The organism is Leptospira noguchii serovar Panama str. CZ214 (assembly GCF_000306255.2).
Taxonomy (GTDB): domain Bacteria; phylum Spirochaetota; class Leptospiria; order Leptospirales; family Leptospiraceae; genus Leptospira; species Leptospira noguchii.
In genome coordinates, this window is sequence record NZ_AKWY02000018.1 from 55629 (window position 1) to 73145 (window position 17517).

At 34.4% G+C, this 17517-nt stretch carries 12 protein-coding genes; 4 read left to right on the top strand and 8 right to left on the bottom strand.

Features of this window, described 5'->3' with window-relative positions:
• Positions 1-355 precede the first annotated feature (355 nt).
• The 3 genes from mtnP to LEP1GSC059_RS07355 form a co-directional block, all read right to left on the bottom strand.
• Entirely contained in the window at positions 356-1219 is an 864-nt protein-coding gene (mtnP, locus tag LEP1GSC059_RS07345; protein ID WP_017214984.1) for an S-methyl-5'-thioadenosine phosphorylase, read from the bottom strand.
• 422 nt (positions 1220-1641) lie between these two features.
• The gene (locus tag LEP1GSC059_RS07350) at positions 1642-3210 is read right to left on the bottom strand and encodes a methyl-accepting chemotaxis protein (protein ID WP_002176804.1); all 1569 of its coding nucleotides are present in this window, start codon (positions 3208-3210) and stop codon (positions 1642-1644) included.
• 306 nt (positions 3211-3516) lie between these two features.
• Positions 3517-4362, bottom strand: a complete 846-nt coding sequence (locus LEP1GSC059_RS07355) for a bifunctional helix-turn-helix domain-containing protein/methylated-DNA--[protein]-cysteine S-methyltransferase (protein WP_017214986.1) — start codon at positions 4360-4362, stop codon at positions 3517-3519.
• Positions 4363-4835: 473 nt separating this feature from the next.
• Between LEP1GSC059_RS07355 and LEP1GSC059_RS07360 the strand changes: the two genes are divergently transcribed.
• The gene (locus LEP1GSC059_RS07360) at positions 4836-5546 is read left to right on the top strand and encodes a hypothetical protein (RefSeq protein ID WP_002176809.1); all 711 of its coding nucleotides are present in this window, start codon (positions 4836-4838) and stop codon (positions 5544-5546) included.
• Between the two features lie 596 nt (positions 5547-6142).
• On the opposite strand, the gene LEP1GSC059_RS07365 is transcribed toward LEP1GSC059_RS07360, so the two are convergent.
• The 3 genes from LEP1GSC059_RS07365 to folE form a co-directional block, all read right to left on the bottom strand.
• Positions 6143-6916: a cobalamin-binding protein gene (locus tag LEP1GSC059_RS07365; protein ID WP_002176811.1), complete on the bottom strand. Its 774-nt coding sequence runs from the start codon at positions 6914-6916 to the stop codon at positions 6143-6145.
• 338 nt (positions 6917-7254) lie between these two features.
• The gene (gene acs / locus LEP1GSC059_RS07370; protein ID WP_020980539.1) at positions 7255-9219 is read right to left on the bottom strand and encodes an acetate--CoA ligase; all 1965 of its coding nucleotides are present in this window, start codon (positions 9217-9219) and stop codon (positions 7255-7257) included.
• A gap of 98 nt (positions 9220-9317) precedes the next feature.
• Positions 9318-9869: a GTP cyclohydrolase I FolE gene (folE, locus tag LEP1GSC059_RS07375; RefSeq protein ID WP_002152174.1), complete on the bottom strand. Its 552-nt coding sequence runs from the start codon at positions 9867-9869 to the stop codon at positions 9318-9320.
• 402 nt (positions 9870-10271) lie between these two features.
• Here folE and LEP1GSC059_RS07380 point away from each other — a divergent pair, with 402 nt between their 5' ends.
• Complete coding sequence (locus LEP1GSC059_RS07380; protein WP_017214989.1) at positions 10272-11486, top strand: glycosyltransferase family 4 protein; 1215 nt, start codon at positions 10272-10274, stop codon at positions 11484-11486.
• Between the two features lie 173 nt (positions 11487-11659).
• On the opposite strand, the gene LEP1GSC059_RS07385 is transcribed toward LEP1GSC059_RS07380, so the two are convergent.
• On the bottom strand, positions 11660-12619 hold the full coding sequence (locus LEP1GSC059_RS07385) for an NAD-dependent epimerase/dehydratase family protein (protein ID WP_020980533.1): 960 nt from the start codon (positions 12617-12619) through the stop codon (positions 11660-11662).
• Positions 12620-12714: 95 nt separating this feature from the next.
• Between LEP1GSC059_RS07385 and LEP1GSC059_RS07390 the strand changes: the two genes are divergently transcribed.
• Positions 12715-13119, top strand: coding sequence for an LIC13410 family lipoprotein (locus tag LEP1GSC059_RS07390; RefSeq protein WP_081099749.1), 405 nt, complete (start codon positions 12715-12717; stop codon positions 13117-13119).
• A gap of 674 nt (positions 13120-13793) precedes the next feature.
• Here LEP1GSC059_RS07390 and LEP1GSC059_RS07395 read toward each other — a convergent pair.
• On the bottom strand, positions 13794-14582 hold the full coding sequence (locus LEP1GSC059_RS07395) for an LIC13411 family adhesin (protein ID WP_004447307.1): 789 nt from the start codon (positions 14580-14582) through the stop codon (positions 13794-13796).
• A gap of 106 nt (positions 14583-14688) precedes the next feature.
• On the opposite strand from LEP1GSC059_RS07395, the gene LEP1GSC059_RS07400 reads away from it, so the two are divergent.
• On the top strand, positions 14689-17118 hold the full coding sequence (locus LEP1GSC059_RS07400; RefSeq protein WP_017214991.1) for a 1-acyl-sn-glycerol-3-phosphate acyltransferase: 2430 nt from the start codon (positions 14689-14691) through the stop codon (positions 17116-17118).
• Positions 17119-17517: the final 399 nt, after the last annotated feature.

Consider the following 17517-nt stretch of genomic DNA (forward strand, 5'->3'; position numbering starts at 1 on the left):
GAGTTCAGGCTAAGGAATTCATTGTTCTGAAAAAAGTCGAGATCTGAACTTTATGGATCAATTTCTAAAATGTGAGAGATCATACAAAAAATGAATGTGTTAAGTATGTACAAGTAGGTTCAATGTTTAAAAATTTGTAATGTGACTTAATTTGTGTGAACCACGGCAAATCGCGATTTTACGAACCAATCCTAAAATTGTAAAAACTCACATTTCTGGAAAACCTTTTCTCATTTTCTTATATTGAATCCAAGTTAATTAAATTTTTACATAAAATCGCCGTTTTGCAGACATTAATCAAATTAGAAATTCATTTTATAGAATTAACTCGTTTTTTGAAATTTTAAAACTTGAATTAAAAGTATTCCGGAAAAAGAACTCTAAGTTTTTTTACCGTCTCCAAATTTCTTTTTTCGGGAGCTGTAATGATAGAATAACGTGTACTATTTTTGAGACTCAAATCATCTCCGTTTCCAAGTACATGAATCAGCTCAGAAAGAAGTTTTTTAGCAGTCTCTGCGTTTTTAGTCAAATTTGCGATTACCATTTCAACCGTGACGGATTCTTCACCTTCTCTCCAACAATCATAATCGGTGGACATACAAATCATCTGATACGCAATCTCGGCTTCACGAGCAAGTTTTGCTTCTGGAAGAACGGTCATATTGATGATATCAGCACCCCAAGAACGATAAAGGTGAGACTCCGCTTTAGTAGAAAACAAAGGGCCTTCCATACAAACTAAGGTTTTATCCAAATGGATTTTTAAACCGATTTTTTTAGCGGTTTGTGCAATTCGTTCACTTAAATTGCGCGAGAAAGGTTCCGCAAAAGGAGCGTGTGCCACAACTCCATTTCCGAAATAAGTAGAGTTCCTAAAACGAGTACGATCAATAATCTGAAACGGCAAAACAAAATCGAGAGGTTTAATTTCTTCTCTCAAACTTCCAACCGAACTAAATGCAACGATTTCCTCAACACCGAGTTGTTTAAGAGCGCATATATTTGCGTGATTTGGGACTTCGGGCGGAGAAAGAAAATGTCCGATTCCGTGTCTAGGTAAAAACGCGATCAATTTTCCTTTGTATTTACCGATCTTAATTTTATCAGAAGGTTTACCCCAAGGAGTGTCAGGAAAAATTTCTTCGATCAACTCCATTCCTTCCAAACTATAAAGTCCGGTTCCACCAATGATAGCCGCTCTAACGTTATACGACATGACCCCGCTCCCTAAAGAGAAAATTTTCAAATTTTATTCAGGGACAGTTTTAAAAATCGTACTCAAAATGTAAATCGGAACTGTTTTTGCAAAACGATTCTAATGATTTCAAATCTAAAAAAATTTGGGCGTTCCTGCTTTTGAATCGATTGTAAAACAAAGGTTTATTGTAAAATAAGCAGGCCGGGCTCTCAGCTTCAGTCAACAAATTGAAACGAAGAATAAAACAAAATTTTGGCATTGAAACAATTTGTTGACTCCGCATCAATCCCTAACGCTGCGATCCGTAGAGAGCAGCGTTGCTGAGTTACCCACGCTGCGATCCATAGAGAGCAGCGTTGCTGAGTTACCCACGCACAATCAACAACTCGTTGAGCACAATTGTTAAAAATATCATACTATTTTAAAATATCTTCAAAGATTCAAACAACACTCAAAGCTTTTAAATCTCTAGATTGGGTTTTAATCTGCAAAACCCCGTCTTGAATTTTTCCAGATTCTTGAGTAATCTCATTCACTTCTTTTTCAAGTTCGAACATAGCTTTCATCATTTCTTTTTGAGCGACCATCTGGTCTTCCGTAGAATGAAATAAATCATCCGATAACTTTTTCACTCTTTCTAAATTTTTAACAAAATCGTTAACGATCGCAGTCCCACGTTCATACAAACGACTCATCTCTTCTATTTTTGAAACGGTAAGATTGACTTTAATACTTTGATTCTCTGTCAAATGCCCTGTACCTTGAGAAGCGGTATTCGCTTCTTCAATAAATTCGAGAGATTCTTGAACCACTTTCGCAATCATCTTTGCATTTGTAGCCGTAAACTCTGCAAGTTTACTAACCTCTTGAGCAACCACAGCAAACCCTCGACCTGCAGAACCTGCACGAGCCGCTTCTATAGAAGCGTTCAAAGAAAGAAGATTAGTTTTATCTGCAATCTCTCCTAAAATACGATTGATCTCATCCACACGTTGAAATGAATTCGAAATATTTTTCAAAAACTCGCCGGTTTTTTCCACAGATTCTTTTACAACTTTCATTTCGGTTTTACTTTCTTTCGCATTAACATCCAGACCTTTAGAATGATCTGATATTTCACCAATTACTTCCAAAAGAGTTTGGGCTTTTTGATTGAGCTCGATTAAATTCTCATTTTGAATACGAATCGAATCTGCATTTTTTTCGGATGATTTAGATAAAGAAGTTATTACTGCGTTGACTTGTTCTAAAGCAGCTGCCTGCGACTCCATCTTTTCGCTGGTTAAACTTGTAAATTCTGAAAAGTTTGTTACCGAAACTTCCAAAGTCTCCGCCGAAGAATGAATTATCTTTCTGTTATTTTCCAGCTGATTTAAAAAATTCTTATTTTCTTGAAAATAAGAAGAAGCTTCTTGATATAACTCATCAAATAAATTCATCAATCGATAAAGGATTAAACTTACACCTGCCATAAAGAAGATTTTAGTAATCTCCGCGCTAAGTTTAACATAACCGGGTTTCATATTAATCATGTTGTCTTCCGAAAACCTAAGACCATGAAAGGCTGCGTTAATCAACGCTATTGAATAACCAAAATAACAAAACATACCTGTAACTAGTACAAATTTCGGCCTGCCTAAAAGACCGGAATAAGCAATAATAAAATAATATACTGAATAAAGAATTGCATTTTTAAGAACGGGGGAAATCAATTCCGCGGAAACCATACTATCTAAAAAAATCGTCACACTCAACATAAGAGAATCAAATATAATAAATAGATTATGAACCCATTGTTTAATTTCATATTTTTTATAGAGAATAAAACCAAAAAGCGTATAAACAAACATAAAAAACGCAGCGGAAGAATGAATGATTTTAATCTGAGTTTGAAGTGTTTTGAAACTCGCGGCTAAAGAAATCAACACCATAAACATAATTGTCATTCTAGAATAATATGTAAGTGCCTCTCCCTTCTTGCGAATGGATTCTATAGATTGTTTGGACATAAGCCAAACGTTTTTATAATTTAATTTCAGTAAATGAAAAGTGAAAACCTATTTGGAAATACAGTATCCGTATTATAAAACGACAAACTGCAATTTTAGAATGAAGTATTTTGACCAAGATCTTTGTTTAAAATCTGAGATTTGAAGTTGAAAGTAGTTAACGGAAAAACTTTTAACTGAGTTTTGCAGTTTTGAAAAATCGTATGAGAACTCATACGATACAACGGTTTCTGTAAATTACCACGTTTTATTGAAGATTCAAAAATAATTCATTCTAAATTTTTGGAACAGACTCTGAATATTTCTTCAGAACGATTGAGATCCCATTTTGACTTTACTTGCTTCCCAACCGATCATAGCCATCTTTCTTTCAGAACCCCAGCGATATTCTCCGATCCCACCCGTACTTTTGATCACTCTATGACAAGGAATCAAATACCCGATTGGATTTTTACCGATAGCAGTCCCTACCGCTCTAGAAGCATTTTCTTGCCCTATCCAATCCGCAATATCCGAATAAGACGACAATTGCCCTTCCGGAATTTTGAGAAGAGCTTCCCAAACTTTGATTTGAAATTCGGTTCCTTTCAGATGAAGTTTGATTTTTTCATTCCCATTTAATGTATTATCAAAAAAACGAATGACTCGATTTTGATTTTCGTCCGTTTGCTCAATTATATCTGCTCTATCCCATTGTTCTTTTAACTCAGAAACAATTTGTTCTTTCGGAATATCATAAAAAAATAAATTACAAATTCCTTTTTCTGTGGAAGCAATTAAATAATTCCCAAAGACACTTTTTTGAAAACTATATCGAACTTTAAGATTTTCACCACCGTTTTTAAATTCTCCCGGAGTCATCCCTTCGATTTTTACGAACAAATCGTGCAGTCTACTCGTTCCGGATAACCCGGTTTCAAAGGCAGCATCAAACAAAGTAGCTTGAGGTTTGGAAAGAATCGATTTAGCATTTTGTAAAGTAATATATTGCAGAAATTGTTTCGGGCTAACTCCCGCCCATTCCGTAAACAGCCTTTGAAAATGAAACGGACTTAAGTTTACTGACTTTGCAACTTCATCCAACTCGGGTTGAGAAATTGCATTTTTTTGTATAAATTGAATTGCTTCCGCAATTTTTTGGTAGTGGTTCATATTTAAATCTTATCCGAAGTCAGCATTTTAAAAACCCGATCCTTGCTGTTTTTAAAATATTTTGTAAGTTCTCAATCGATTTTTTTGCAAAAATAGTTTTTTTATTCGCACTTAGTTTCTTTGTATAATTTCTTATTCTGATCAATTAAAGCTCTAAAATAACAATCCGAACTACTTTTGAACGTGATGAAACAACCTTTTAGGTAAAAAGACTATTTGAATACCGATCATCCATCCTCTCATGAAATTCAATAGTCCAAGTTATGCAAAACTATCTGATTATGGAAATCAATTCTCTAATACCAAAAACTTAACCCATAGAAATCATTAGAACAAGTCACTAAGTTATCCTTTCTTTTTTGCGTTGAAATTTTTCATAAAAGCTAAAACTGACATTATGAAAAGTCTTAAAGATAAAGAATGATTTAAATCAATATAATTCTACAAAACTCAAAATAGAGACTATATAAAAAATGAAAAAATCAAATATCTGGAAAATTACCGAGTGTATCAATCCTATCTACGCTGAATGTTGGCTTAGAAGTCCAGTAAAACTTGTTGAAAAGTTTCCGTGTGATTCGTGCAATATCGGAGGCAAATATGAGACACCGAGCCCATTGACCATTGAATGGGAAGAAGGATCAAATGATATAGGTGATTTTTCGTGGCCTACAGGTGGACGCGTAATTGTCAAAGAAACCGTTTTTAATGCGCTCAATGAAATTGTCGGAGAACTCAGTTCCGGACCCGTAAAAATGATACAGGATCCAAAATTGCAATCTCCAATAAGAAAAATGAAAAGAAAACCCAGGGTGTATTTACCCTACCAAGGACCGCTTCTTGTTGAACTTATAGTAGATAAACAAATATCATTTTTACCTAATACAACTACAAAAATTATAGACCAATGTGAAATATGTGGGAGAACACAAAGAGAGCTAATAGGTGTAGAAGAGAAAGAACATTTTTGGAACGCATCATCTAAGAAGCTTATAAGAATAAATAATACGCGAGAATCAGAAAAAGGATTATTTGTGTCATCTTCTGACATTGGTAGTAATGCTATATTTTTTCGTGTAGATGAATTCAGTGATGCAATATTATGTACTGATGAAATGAAAAAAATACTTCAAGAAAAAGAATATACTAATATTGATTTTCTTGCTTATGGTGAAGTGAGATGAATCAAACTTTATGAAAATATTCAAAACAATTGTTTTAATCCATGAAGTTTTATACAATCGAGTTGTTGAAATTTCTATAGTGAAGATTCATAAAATTGCTTCAATTGTCCCTTTCAACACAATCGAAACAAATCAAGGATTGATTTTTTAAAAAATTAAATACAGAAGTATTATAAAATTTTTATTTATCTTGAAAATTTATAAAAAATTCAAATATAGAAAAATCAAATTTCTAAGCAAACGTAATTCATTTTAAAAATCTTATCAAACTAAAAGCTCCATTTTGGACTTATCCCAAAACCTGTCAAATCCCAATAGAAACGAGACATTGAGTTCTGTAAAACGTGGGAACTATTGCAATATTTAAAACTGTTCGAAAGTTTGCAAATTGCTAGATGCGACTTAATTTGTGGGAAATACTGCATTTTATTAAAAATTTCTAAAGAATGATCGCGTAAAATTCTTTGTCTAAATTTCCTATTTTAAAGTGAATTCGACGTAAAAAAATCTGGACAAACCCCACTTTCATTAGTTTGAAAATCAAATCTCTACATGAAGTCTCCGTTATACTGTATCAAAATTAATACTAAAACAAACTACGAGTGAATCAATTTCACAAGTTGATCGATTCCTTCTTCAAATAACGCTGGGCCGGGCTGAAGGATAATAGAAGAATCCAATTCATAAACTTTATGATTTAGAATTGCATTTACATTTTGCCAATCTGGATGCTTTTGAACCCATTCAAAGTTCATAGGTTTTCCGCACCAAGAACCAATATAAACGTCCGGGTTTGCTTTTGCAACATCCGCTGCACAAACGATTCTATCCTTTGCTAAAGATTTCGTTTTAAGATGTTCAAAACAATCTTTTCCCCCAGCAAATGTAATGAGTTCTGAAACCCAGGAAATCCCGGTTATGATCGGTTCATCCCATTCTTGAAAAAAGATAGATGGTTGACTTCTAGAAGAATATATTCTTTCAATTTCGTCTAACTTTCTTTTCCAACCTTCAATGAGTTTTTGGGTCTCATTTCCTTTTCCTACTATAGATCCTAAAAGAGACAACGTATCGAAAATTTCCAAAATCGTTCTTTGATTTGTGACAAGTACGTTCAACCCTTCAGCAATTAGATCTTTTGCAAGAGCCGATTGTATATCCGAAAACCCGATTACTAGATCTGGTTTTAGTTCCTTAATTTTTTTCACATTTCCATTGATAAACGCAGAAACCTTAGGTTTTTCTTTTTTAGCTCTGAGTGGTCTAACTGTATAGGCGGAGATTCCTACAATTCGTTCTTCAACTCCAAGCAAGTAAAATAACTCGGTCGTTTCTTCAGTAAGACAGATGATTCTTTTCGGGCCGATCAAACTTTTAACACCTTTTCTAAAATAAGTCCGGAAAAATCAGCTTTGCTTGAAATAGATTGTAATATAAAATTTATATTATTTAGGTAAATTGAATAGAGTTGTTGAAAAATAAATTCTCCATCTGTTTTTGTTTTATGGAAACGGTAGATTGAAGTAATTTTGTTAATCGTCACTATGGAATTTTTCAACAATTCTAATATATAAAAATACTACTCAGTAAGAATTCAATTTCCATTAAATAGGAAGTTGCCGAGTAGAAAAAGTTGTTTAGATTTCTTTCTAACTGAGCAATTCCATTTTCTGCGGTTTGGCTTGATTTGTTAAAAACCAAACCTATATCAACTGTGAAATTTCTTTTTATCTTCGATCAACTTTTGAACCACAGATGGATCTGCAAGAGTAGAAATATCTCCTAAACCTTCAAATTCTCCTGAAGCGATTTTTCTTAAAATCCTTCTCATAATTTTTCCGGAACGTGTTTTTGGAAGACCCGGAGCCCAATGGATCACATCCGGTCTTGCAATCTTACCAATCATTTTTTCCACAGTTGCAATAAGTTCCTTTTTTAAGGTATCGTTAGTCGTAACACCTTCTTTAACGGTTACATAAGCATAAATTCCCTGGCCTTTTATATCGTGGGGAAAACCCACTACGGCTGCTTCGGCAACTGATTTATTTTCAACAAGTGCACTTTCCACTTCTGCGCTTCCGATCCTATGACCGGAAACGTTGATCACATCGTCCACTCTTCCAGTGATCCAAAAATAACCGTCCTTATCTCTACGTGCTCCGTCTCCCGTAAAATAATATCCTTTAAACTGAGAAAAGTAAGTTTCAAAAAATCGTTTTGAATCTCCGTAAACCCCGCGCATCATTGAAGGCCAAGGACCTTTGATACATAGATTTCCAGAAACTTCTCCTTTATCCATAATCTCCTTACCTTCGTTATCCACCAAAACAGGTTGAACTCCAAAAAACGGTAAAGTCGCCGAACCAGGCTTTTGTGGAATAGCTCCTGGAAGCGCTGTAATCATAATCGATCCCGTTTCCGTCTGCCACCAAGTATCTACGATCGGACATTTTCCTTTTCCTATGTTTTTAAAATACCATTCCCAGGCTTCAGGATTGATCGGTTCTCCGACCGAGCCCAAAAGACGAAGCGAACTCAAATCTCTTTTTTGAATATGATTTAAACCCTCTCTCATCAAAGCCCGAATCGCCGTCGGTGCGGTATAAAATATATTTACCCCATACTTATCAATGACGTCCCAAAATCTCCCAGCGTCCGGATAAGAAGGAACTCCTTCAAACATTACAGAAGAGGCTCCGTTGGATAATGGACCATAAACTAAATAAGAATGACCAGTTACCCAACCAATATCCGCAGTACACCAATATGTATCTTCTGGTTTAATATCAAATACATAATGAAATGTTAAATTAGTTCCTAAAAGATAACCACCGGTAGTATGCAAAACTCCTTTTGGCTTTCCGGTTGAACCTGAAGTATAAAGAATAAAAAGAGGATCTTCCGCATCCATTTCTTCCGGTTTGCAATAAGAAGGAAGCTCCGGATCGTTCATCAAAAAATGATACCAATAGTCTTGACCGTCTTTCCAAGTAAGACCGGATTCGTTTCCAGTGCGACGAACTACGATTACGGTTTTTACTTTTTCTCTGGAGTTTTCAAGAGCAAGATCCACGTTTTTTTTCAGCTCAATTTGTTTTCCACCCCTAAGGCCTCCATCTGCAGTGACGACTAACTTAGGTTTACAATCGTCGATTCTACTTTGAAGCGCTTCGGGTGAAAATCCGCCAAATACCACTGAATGGATCGCACCAATCCGAGTACATGCAAGAATTGTAATGGCTAATTCCGGAATCATAGGAAGATAAACGAGAACCCGATCCCCTTTTTTTACTCCGAATTTTTTAAGAACGTTCGCAAGACGATTTACTTCTCTGTAAACATCGTAATATGTAAGAACCTTCGATTCCGCGGGATTGTCCCCTTCCCAAATTAAAGCGGCTTTGTTTTTTAAGGAAGTTTTTATATGACGATCTAAACAATTATAAGAGACATTCAGTTTACCACCCTTAAACCATTCTACTTTTGCATTTTTAAAATCGTGGCTTAAAACCTTAGTCCATTTTTTGAACCAGGTAAGACGGTTAGCCTCTCTTGCCCAAAACTTGTTCGGGTTTTCTATGGATTCCTTATAAAGAGATTTATAATCCTTAAGACTAATGTTCGCATTCTTTTTAAATTCTGCGGACGGTGAAACGACTCTTTCTTTTGCCATAACTTCCTCCGAATTCGGCAAAGAATGTTTCTTTTTTTTTCTCTGTCTACCAAATTGCGAAAGAAGTTTTTTAGAAAATTCTTCTGGAAAACAACTCCTTAGGTAGAACCTGTACGAATCAGATCTAGAAATTCAGAACGAGTAACCATGTTTTCTTTAAAAGCGCCTAACATACACGAGGTGAAAAGTTCAGAATTTTGTTTCTCTACCCCCCTCATCATCATACAAAGATGTTTTGCTTTGATTACCACGGCAACACCTTGAGGATCTAAAACTTCTTGGATGGCGTAAGCAATCTGCTCAGTAAGACGCTCTTGAACTTGCAACCTTCTGGCAAAAACATCCACAATTCTAGGAATCTTACTGATCCCTATAATCTTTTTGTTTGGTAGATAGGCCACATGCGCCTTTCCATAAAAAGGAAGAAGGTGATGTTCACAAAGAGAATACATTTCTATATCACGCACAAGAACCATTCCTTCTGTAGGTTCTTCAAAGATGGCTCCATTGACAATTTTTGTAATGTCGGCGCGGTAGCCGGATGTCAGAAATTCGTACGCTTTTTTGACTCGTTTTGGAGTATTGATAAGACCTTCCCTAGTTGGATCTTCTCCGATCGATTTCAAAATATTAATTATATCTTCTTCCAATTTAAACTCTCTTGTCCGGTTTTTTTATTTTAAAAATCAGTAAATCTTTCTAAAACTGTCTACAATCCATTAAATATCAAATTAAGAATAAGACTTAATTTAACATAAATTCAGAGTAAAAAAATTTGGGCGAATTCCCTCACTCCACTACAATAGCATTATTACTCACGTTAATCTATAAAAAGCAACATTTCCTTTTTTTGCTATAGTATTCATTTCTTAAATCTTCAAACACACATAACTAAAAAACATTTATATCTTAGAAGTCTTGGATGAGCCCTTAATTCTTTTCTGACTAACTTCTCAGGTAACCTTTTTCAAGAATTCTTATTTTGAAAAGTATCTTCCATCGGATTTTCATTTTCTTGCAGATTTCCAACATCGATCCATTTTTGTCCGATCATGGGAATCCAAGAAACAAACCGCAATTTTGCGATCGGATTAGACGCTCGTATGATTTCTCATTCCGGCATCGGAATGAGGATTCGAGGGCTTTTAAAATATCTAGGCCCAATTGCAGAAAAAGAAAAAATTCAAATCTATCTTTTTGGCGATATAAAAACGATTCAAAACGAAGGAATCGTTTGTCATGAATTTTCCGGTTTTAAACAAAATCAAAATCCAATCACAGATAAACGTAAAACGATTCGAAACATAAAAGATTTCTCATATCCTGTAATTTCATATCGTACCCCGATCTATTCCTTTTCCGAATTTTTAGGTCATCCTTGGATGAATCAAATGGACTTTCTAGACATTCCTCATTTCAACGCACCTCTTATTTATCTTCATAAATCAATTGTAACAATTCATGATATTATTCCGTTTCGAATGAAGGAATTTCATTCAAGTTTCGTAAAACAAATTTATATGCAGATTGTGTTTCGTTTGATTCGATCGTTTTCAAAAAAAGTTGTGTCCGTCTCTGAACACACTGCGATGGATTTAGAATCTGTATTCGGTTTTTCTAAAGAAGAAACGAAACTAATTTATAACGGTATAGACCATTCCGTTTTTTATCCGGCCACCACTTCTGAAAAAAAGAATTTTTTAAAAAAATATAATCTCAAAGAAGGTTATTTATTGAGCGTTGGAATTGGCAAAGGTCATAAAAATTTAAACTTAGTTTTAGACGTTTTAAAAATTCTTTGGAATTCTAAACTTTTAAAAACCAAATGGGTGTTAGGTGGCACATCCGGAAAAATCCCAGACTATTTACAATCGTATACAATCGGTTACGAAGATCAAATTCTTTCCATAAAAAGACTAACCTTAGACGAACTTCGTTGTCTTTATTCCTGTGCAGGTCTTCTCATCTTTCCTTCAAAATACGAAGGTTTTGGATTTCCTCCTCTGGAAGCACAAGCCTGCGGTTGTCCAGTAATCTCTTCCAACGCGACAGTAATGCCTGAAATTTTACAAGACAGCGTGTTGTATTTTTCTCCTGAAGATCAGGCTGATTTAGAGAACCTTCTAAAAGATTTTTTAAAAAACCGTAGTTCCATGAAAAAATTGATCTTCAATGGCAAAAAAAACTCCGCAAGATTTTCGTGGAAAAAAGCGGCTTCTGAAACTTTAGAAGTTTATAAAAACCTTTTAGAAAAAATTTCTAAATGAATTCATATATTCAAAAAATTTGATATTTTTTAAATACAAAAATTTATAAGTTTCAAATAAAAATAATTACGATAATTTACATAACGTTTTTTTAAACTACGCGTGAAAGTCTTAATCCATTCTGAAAAGAAAAAAGTGGCACGATAGGCAGTCTTGATACATCCAAAATCATGTTAGTTTAAAATAGATCGAATCCCTTTTTCAAAATCCGTTTTGAATCGAAAACCCAATTCTTTTTGAATCCGAACCGAATTTACAATTGAAGATTCCTGAATGTATTCTAAATTGATTTTTCTTTTAGAAAATTTAGATAATAATATATTTATCATATTCAATAAAAAAAATATTAAACCTTTTAGTTTTAACTTAAGAAAAAATTTTTCCGGATTTAACTTTGAAAAAATAATTTCTATATCTTCGGAAGATAAAGCGATTGGATATGCTACGTTGAATATTTTTCCGGAAGCTAAATTCCATTTTTTTAATACAATCAAAATAGCTTCCACAACGTCAAAAGAATAAACAACAGATTTTTTAAAATTAGGATTTCCGGAATAAAGTAAAATCCCATACCGAAATAATTTTAAAAGTTTATTTAAAAAACTTTTATTTGTCGGACCGTAAACGGAAGCGATTCTAAGAATTACAAAAGGATTTTTAGATTTCTTTACCATAGACTCACACTCTATTTTTGAAATCGCATAAAAAGTATTTCCGTTTAACGCAGATGTTTCAGTAACGGGCCGATCCGAAAAACCATAAACCGAAGAAGAACTAGAAAATAAAATTTTAGTCGTACGATTTTTAGAAGCAAACTGAAGTATCTTTCGGGTTGAAAGTTCGTTCCCTTTTTTATATTCTTCCAAGGTGGAAGCCTGACCGCTCACTTTTCCCGCAAGATGAATGATAAATTCTGGTTTTTCTCGGATCGAAAAATCAGAATCATCCTCAAGATCCACTTCATAAAAAATAAAATTAGAATGAAACCGAATCGTATCCGGAAAAGAAGAAAATTTTCTTCCAATACAAATCACTCTATAACTTTTAAGTAATTCAGGAACGAGCACTAAACCCAAGGAACCGCTACCACCAGTTACTAAAATTGTTTTTTTTAAATTCACTTTCTCGTTCATGAGACCATCGTGATACTTTAACAAGTATAAAGAAGAATTTTTTAAGAGTTGTTTTGATTTTTACTCTCGACAGAGTAAAAACAAAAACGATAGTTGTGCTTCAAAATTCAAACTTAGAGAAAACAATGATAAAAAATATTTTTTCAACGATTTTAATTCTAACATGTGTCTTAACGTTTTTCTTTTGCAGTTCCGAAGAAAAAAAACAACCTACTCGGCAAGAATATCAACCCAATTCGGACATCAGAACTTTTGAAGTAGGAATGATTAAGGAAGGGGATAAACGGATCAAAGCGGAAGCGGTTTTGGGAACACCTTCGGTAGAATTGAACACACAAGACGGTGCGGTTTTAGAATGGTATTTGGTTTCCACCGATTATCAAAAAAATTCTTATAAAACGTTAGCCGAAAGGCCTGCAACCATTACCGAAGATACTAAGTTTATTAAACTGACAATTGATAAAAAAGGTGTAATTAAAAAAATGGAATATAAACTCTAATCTAAGAAAGTCGTCCCAAAGTTGTGAAGAAACCAAAAACCATAACTAACCCACAATCTGAGAAGTACTTTGAATTACAAGGATCAAAAATGCAGATTTTTTAAGTGTTCGGACAGAAATGAATACTTGCAAAAAGTATAATTTTCTGATAAAGAAGAATCTCTAAGTACACAGCCAACCTTTTCACGGAAGATCGTAATATTTCCGACGGATTATCTTCAGATCCAAGTAATTGTGGAGTTGGTTATGATTACAGGCAAAGACTGAATTAATCGAACACCAATAAAAAACGTTTTACTGAGTTCAAGAAACGAAACGCTGCATTCCACAAAAATGCGGAAATTCATATCAAATTATATTAGAGTTGTTGAAAATTTCATATCTAATATTAGTAAAATAGAATTAATTTAACGTGAGTTCGACGTAAGAAAATTGGGGCGAATAATAAACTCAATGCTGCTCACTATGGATCGCAGCATAATAATCGCTTTCGCATTTGTTATGCCGAACTCACGTTAATTTATTCACTTTAATGAATAAGGAACAGAAGAAAATTAATTTTTCAACAACTCTAATATTCAAAAATCATTCGAAATGATGGTTCTTATGAAAACTAACGTTCTTTGTCAGGAATTCAAAAATGATTGATTATCAGATTTTGAGACAAATTCTTTCTAATCCGCAACGTCATCTTCCAGTAAATCTAATCCAGTAAATCCTATCAAAAAATCCAGAAGTTCCACGGGATTAAAACCAATTCTGAGCCCCGCGTAAATACCTAAATAAACCTCGATCTGATAAAGAAAACTTTTTGGATAACCATCTTTTCTTTTATTAAAATTTTGTAATGCATTTTGTACGGCTGGATCGTTTTTATCTAAATTTTGTTTTTCTATGAACCTTTTGTAAAACTCTTCCTTCTTTTTTCTTCTTCTTTCTGCAACAGGAATGTTATAAAAAGAAAGATAACGTAGTTTTTGACTTTTGATATTATATCTTTCGTTTAAAAATTCAGGGACCTTATCTCCTGGAGTTTTAGAGTCTTCTAAATTTTTTAATTCCTCCGTAGTTTCTAAAGAAATTGTTTCTGGTGATTCAGTTTCAGAAGTTTGCGTTTCCACTCCTAAAGGAAAAAAAGTATCTCCTCCTAAAATTCCGAAGATCAATTGTTGAGATCGATACGAACCAAAATAACCTCCTCGAAGTCCATAACCTTTTCCTAAATCTCTTTTGCCGGAAGCGGATTCTCCACCTTGAAAAACAAAACCTGCGGCTAAAGGACCGATTCTAACTCCTGCCCCATAACCTGGAGTTTCCACTCCTACAGTAAATATATCTTTTAAATCGTTTTTTCTATTTTGAAAATACGTGGCACAATTGATAAAGCTGATCAGAAAGTAACTTAAGAATAAGTAAAAAAGAAAAAATCCGTTATACTTTCTTGTGGAATTCGATAAAGTCACATACCCACTCTCTTGTGATTTATTGGTTAGGCAACCCGGAAAAAGAAAATGAAAGATTCGTTTTCTGATTGTTTCTCAAATTCTTAAGGTCTCAATAGAAAATAAAATGGAAGAAATAAAATCATCCGTAATCATCCCTGAAAATATCGCCGTTTTGGGAGGCGGGCCGATGGGGATTTATCTTTCTACATATCTTTCTCCCAAGGCAAAAGAAATTTATCTATGGTATGACGATCGGAAAAAAGCCGCAAAAATAGAAAAAGAAAGAATCGCTTCCCTACTTGAAGATTCAATCTCAGTTCCTGAAAACGTTCGTATTAAAAGTGAATTTGATTTTTTAAAAAACGGTTCTTGGGTAATAGTCATAGCAGTACCTTCTAGATTAATGGAAGGAATCTTGGACGAATTGTCTAAAGTTTTGGATAAAAATTCTTCACATTTTATTTTTACGTTTACAAAAGGACTTCTATCCACATCCACAAGGAAAAAAACAAACTGCATTACATATTCTGAATATTTGCAAAAACTGTCCGTCACAGGAGGATTTAAAGATGTAGAATATACCGCCGTAAACGGACCGAACTTATTGGGAGAACTCAAACGAGGACACCATAGTTTTTATTCCTTGGCTTCTTCCGGAACTAAATCCATCGAAATTTTTGAAAATTTATTTTGTGGTTCTGGTAATCATACAAAAACCTACGAAGATATAGCAGGTTTAGAAGTGTTTGGAGCAATGAAAAATCCGATCGCGATCGCTTGTGGAATCGCCTCCGGAATTCCAGAATGTGGAAGCAACTTCGAAGGAGAATTGATCAGTTTAGGTTATTCCGAAATTACTACTTTTTTGAAAGCGCTCGAAATTCCAACTCAACTGGTTCAAGAATATGGACTTGCCGATCTAATCGCTTCCTGCACTTCTCGGTATAGTCGAAATAAAGCATACGGCCACCGATTTGTACATAAATTGATTTCGGGAGAAGATCGCCCCAATTTGATCGAAAGGATAGAATTATTTTTTAATCCCGCAGAATTCATTCAAAAAGAAGTAAGCCAAAGTGAAAGCCACGTAGAAGGAGCCTTTGCACTTGCTTCGATTATTTCTTTAGCCGAAGAAAAAAATACAGAAATTCCACTTTATGATACACTATTTCAAATACTTACTAGAAGAGTTTCTCCAACTGAACTGATTCGTTTTGTATCCAAATCCACATCCGACGAAGTCCGCCACATTTCTAAAATCGCCACGAAACGTTCCGGTTTGGGAATGGCTTCTGGAAAAAAATTTCAGGAAGCCTTGAGTAAAAATGTACTAAGGCGTATCAATGGACAACCTGGAATGACGGATCGTATTCTCAAACAATCTTCTCTTCTTATAAAATCTTTAGAAAAAAGATACCAAGAAGCGAAAGAATCTAACGATGCCACCGATCTATTACAAATCCCTAAAGAGATACAATTTTGGGACGAAGTAGAAAAAAAATTTCAGGAAACCGGGAACAAGGATTTAACAAGAATATTAGATTTTTATGTTACTGAAATCGCTGACGATTATAAACCTTTTTTAAGGGACGCATTGATTCATTTGATTGCTCCGGCTCGGTATGTTTTAAGCGGTTTTAAATCAGGCGCGGGATTACCCAAGATAGGCGGTTGTATCAAAGAAGTTAAGGCGCTCGCTTCTAGATATGATATACTCTATACTCCGACTCATAGGTCTCATTTGGATTCGATCGAAGTAGCCTTCGGATTAAAATGGTTAGGATTACCAGTGCCTAGATACGCCGCGGATAAAAAAGTAATGGCTACCCCTGGACTTGCCAGCGTTCTAAAATCTTTAGGCGCATATATGGTAGATAGAAAACGAAATCGAAATATTCTATATTTAGAATGTTTAACTCAGTATTCTACAATGATGTTAGAAGCTGGAATTCCCACATTGGTATATCCGGAAGGAACCCGTTCAAGAACCGGGGGAATTTTACCGATCAAAACCGGAATTTTATCCACATCTGTAGAAGCATACAAACATACCGGTTCCGAAGTGATCGTTGTTCCGATCGTATTGTCTTATGAAAACGTTCCCGAAGACGAAGAATTTTGTGGCAAAGATAAAAAACCAGGTTTTAAGGATTTTTTCTATAAAAGAAAAGAAGTATATATGGATCTTTGTGAACCTATACCGGTTTCAAGATATATACACGAAGAAGATCCCACAGGATCGATAGGATTTGAGATTACTCAAGGTTGGAAAAAATATAGAAGAATTCTACCGAATCAACTTGTAGCGCGTATGATCTTAGAAACCGGAGGAGAAGTTGCAACGGACGAACTTAAAAATCTAATTAAAGAAACGTTACTAACCAAAAAAGGAAATTATCTCATTCAGGATTCAAATGAAATTTTGAAACGAGGACTTAAAATATTAAAACAGAGAAAGATAATATTTTTGGACAACGAAAACATAAAAGTATTAGATAAGGATTTAATACAATACTATGCGAATATGTGTTCAGACGATTCTTCTTACTCATAACTAAATCATAAAGTATCTAATCAAATGGTTTATACTTCAATCATGTGAATTCTGCGTAAGAAGAATTGGGCGAATCTGGCTTGCCACAGGCAGCCGGAGCGTGCTTTCAGCTCCAGTCAATAAATTGCATTAAAAAAACGTTATACAATATTTCGTTTTGAATTACAATTTAATTATAGAACGCGATCTGTCGAACGATCCATGGAGAGTGAGACGGCTTTAATTTGAGAGAGCGTTCTGCTGAGTTTCTCTACGCTTCAATCACTTTCACATTGGATTATATCGAACTTACAGGAAAAGGTATTTTACGTCGTGATAAACATTGGGGTACTTAATTTTATAGAGATCGGCGATGAAAACGAACCAAACAAAGAACATTTAATTCATATCATATGAACG

What these genes read in the sequence shown, in the direction of transcription:
- acs (WP_020980539.1), bottom strand. Translation starts at nt 9,219, where the DNA reads ATGGCAAAAGAAAGAGTCGTTTCACCGTCCGCAGAATTTAAAAAGAAT.
- LEP1GSC059_RS07400 (WP_017214991.1), top strand. Translation starts at nt 14,689, where the DNA reads ATGGAAGAAATAAAATCATCCGTAATCATCCCTGAAAATATCGCCGTT.
- LEP1GSC059_RS07355 (WP_017214986.1), bottom strand. Translation starts at nt 4,362, where the DNA reads ATGAACCACTACCAAAAAATTGCGGAAGCAATTCAATTTATACAAAAA.
- mtnP (WP_017214984.1), bottom strand. Translation starts at nt 1,219, where the DNA reads ATGTCGTATAACGTTAGAGCGGCTATCATTGGTGGAACCGGACTTTAT.
- LEP1GSC059_RS07380 (WP_017214989.1), top strand. Translation starts at nt 10,272, where the DNA reads ATGGGAATCCAAGAAACAAACCGCAATTTTGCGATCGGATTAGACGCT.
- LEP1GSC059_RS07385 (WP_020980533.1), bottom strand. Translation starts at nt 12,619, where the DNA reads ATGAACGAGAAAGTGAATTTAAAAAAAACAATTTTAGTAACTGGTGGT.
- LEP1GSC059_RS07360 (WP_002176809.1), top strand. Translation starts at nt 4,836, where the DNA reads ATGAAAAAATCAAATATCTGGAAAATTACCGAGTGTATCAATCCTATC.
- LEP1GSC059_RS07350 (WP_002176804.1), bottom strand. Translation starts at nt 3,210, where the DNA reads ATGTCCAAACAATCTATAGAATCCATTCGCAAGAAGGGAGAGGCACTT.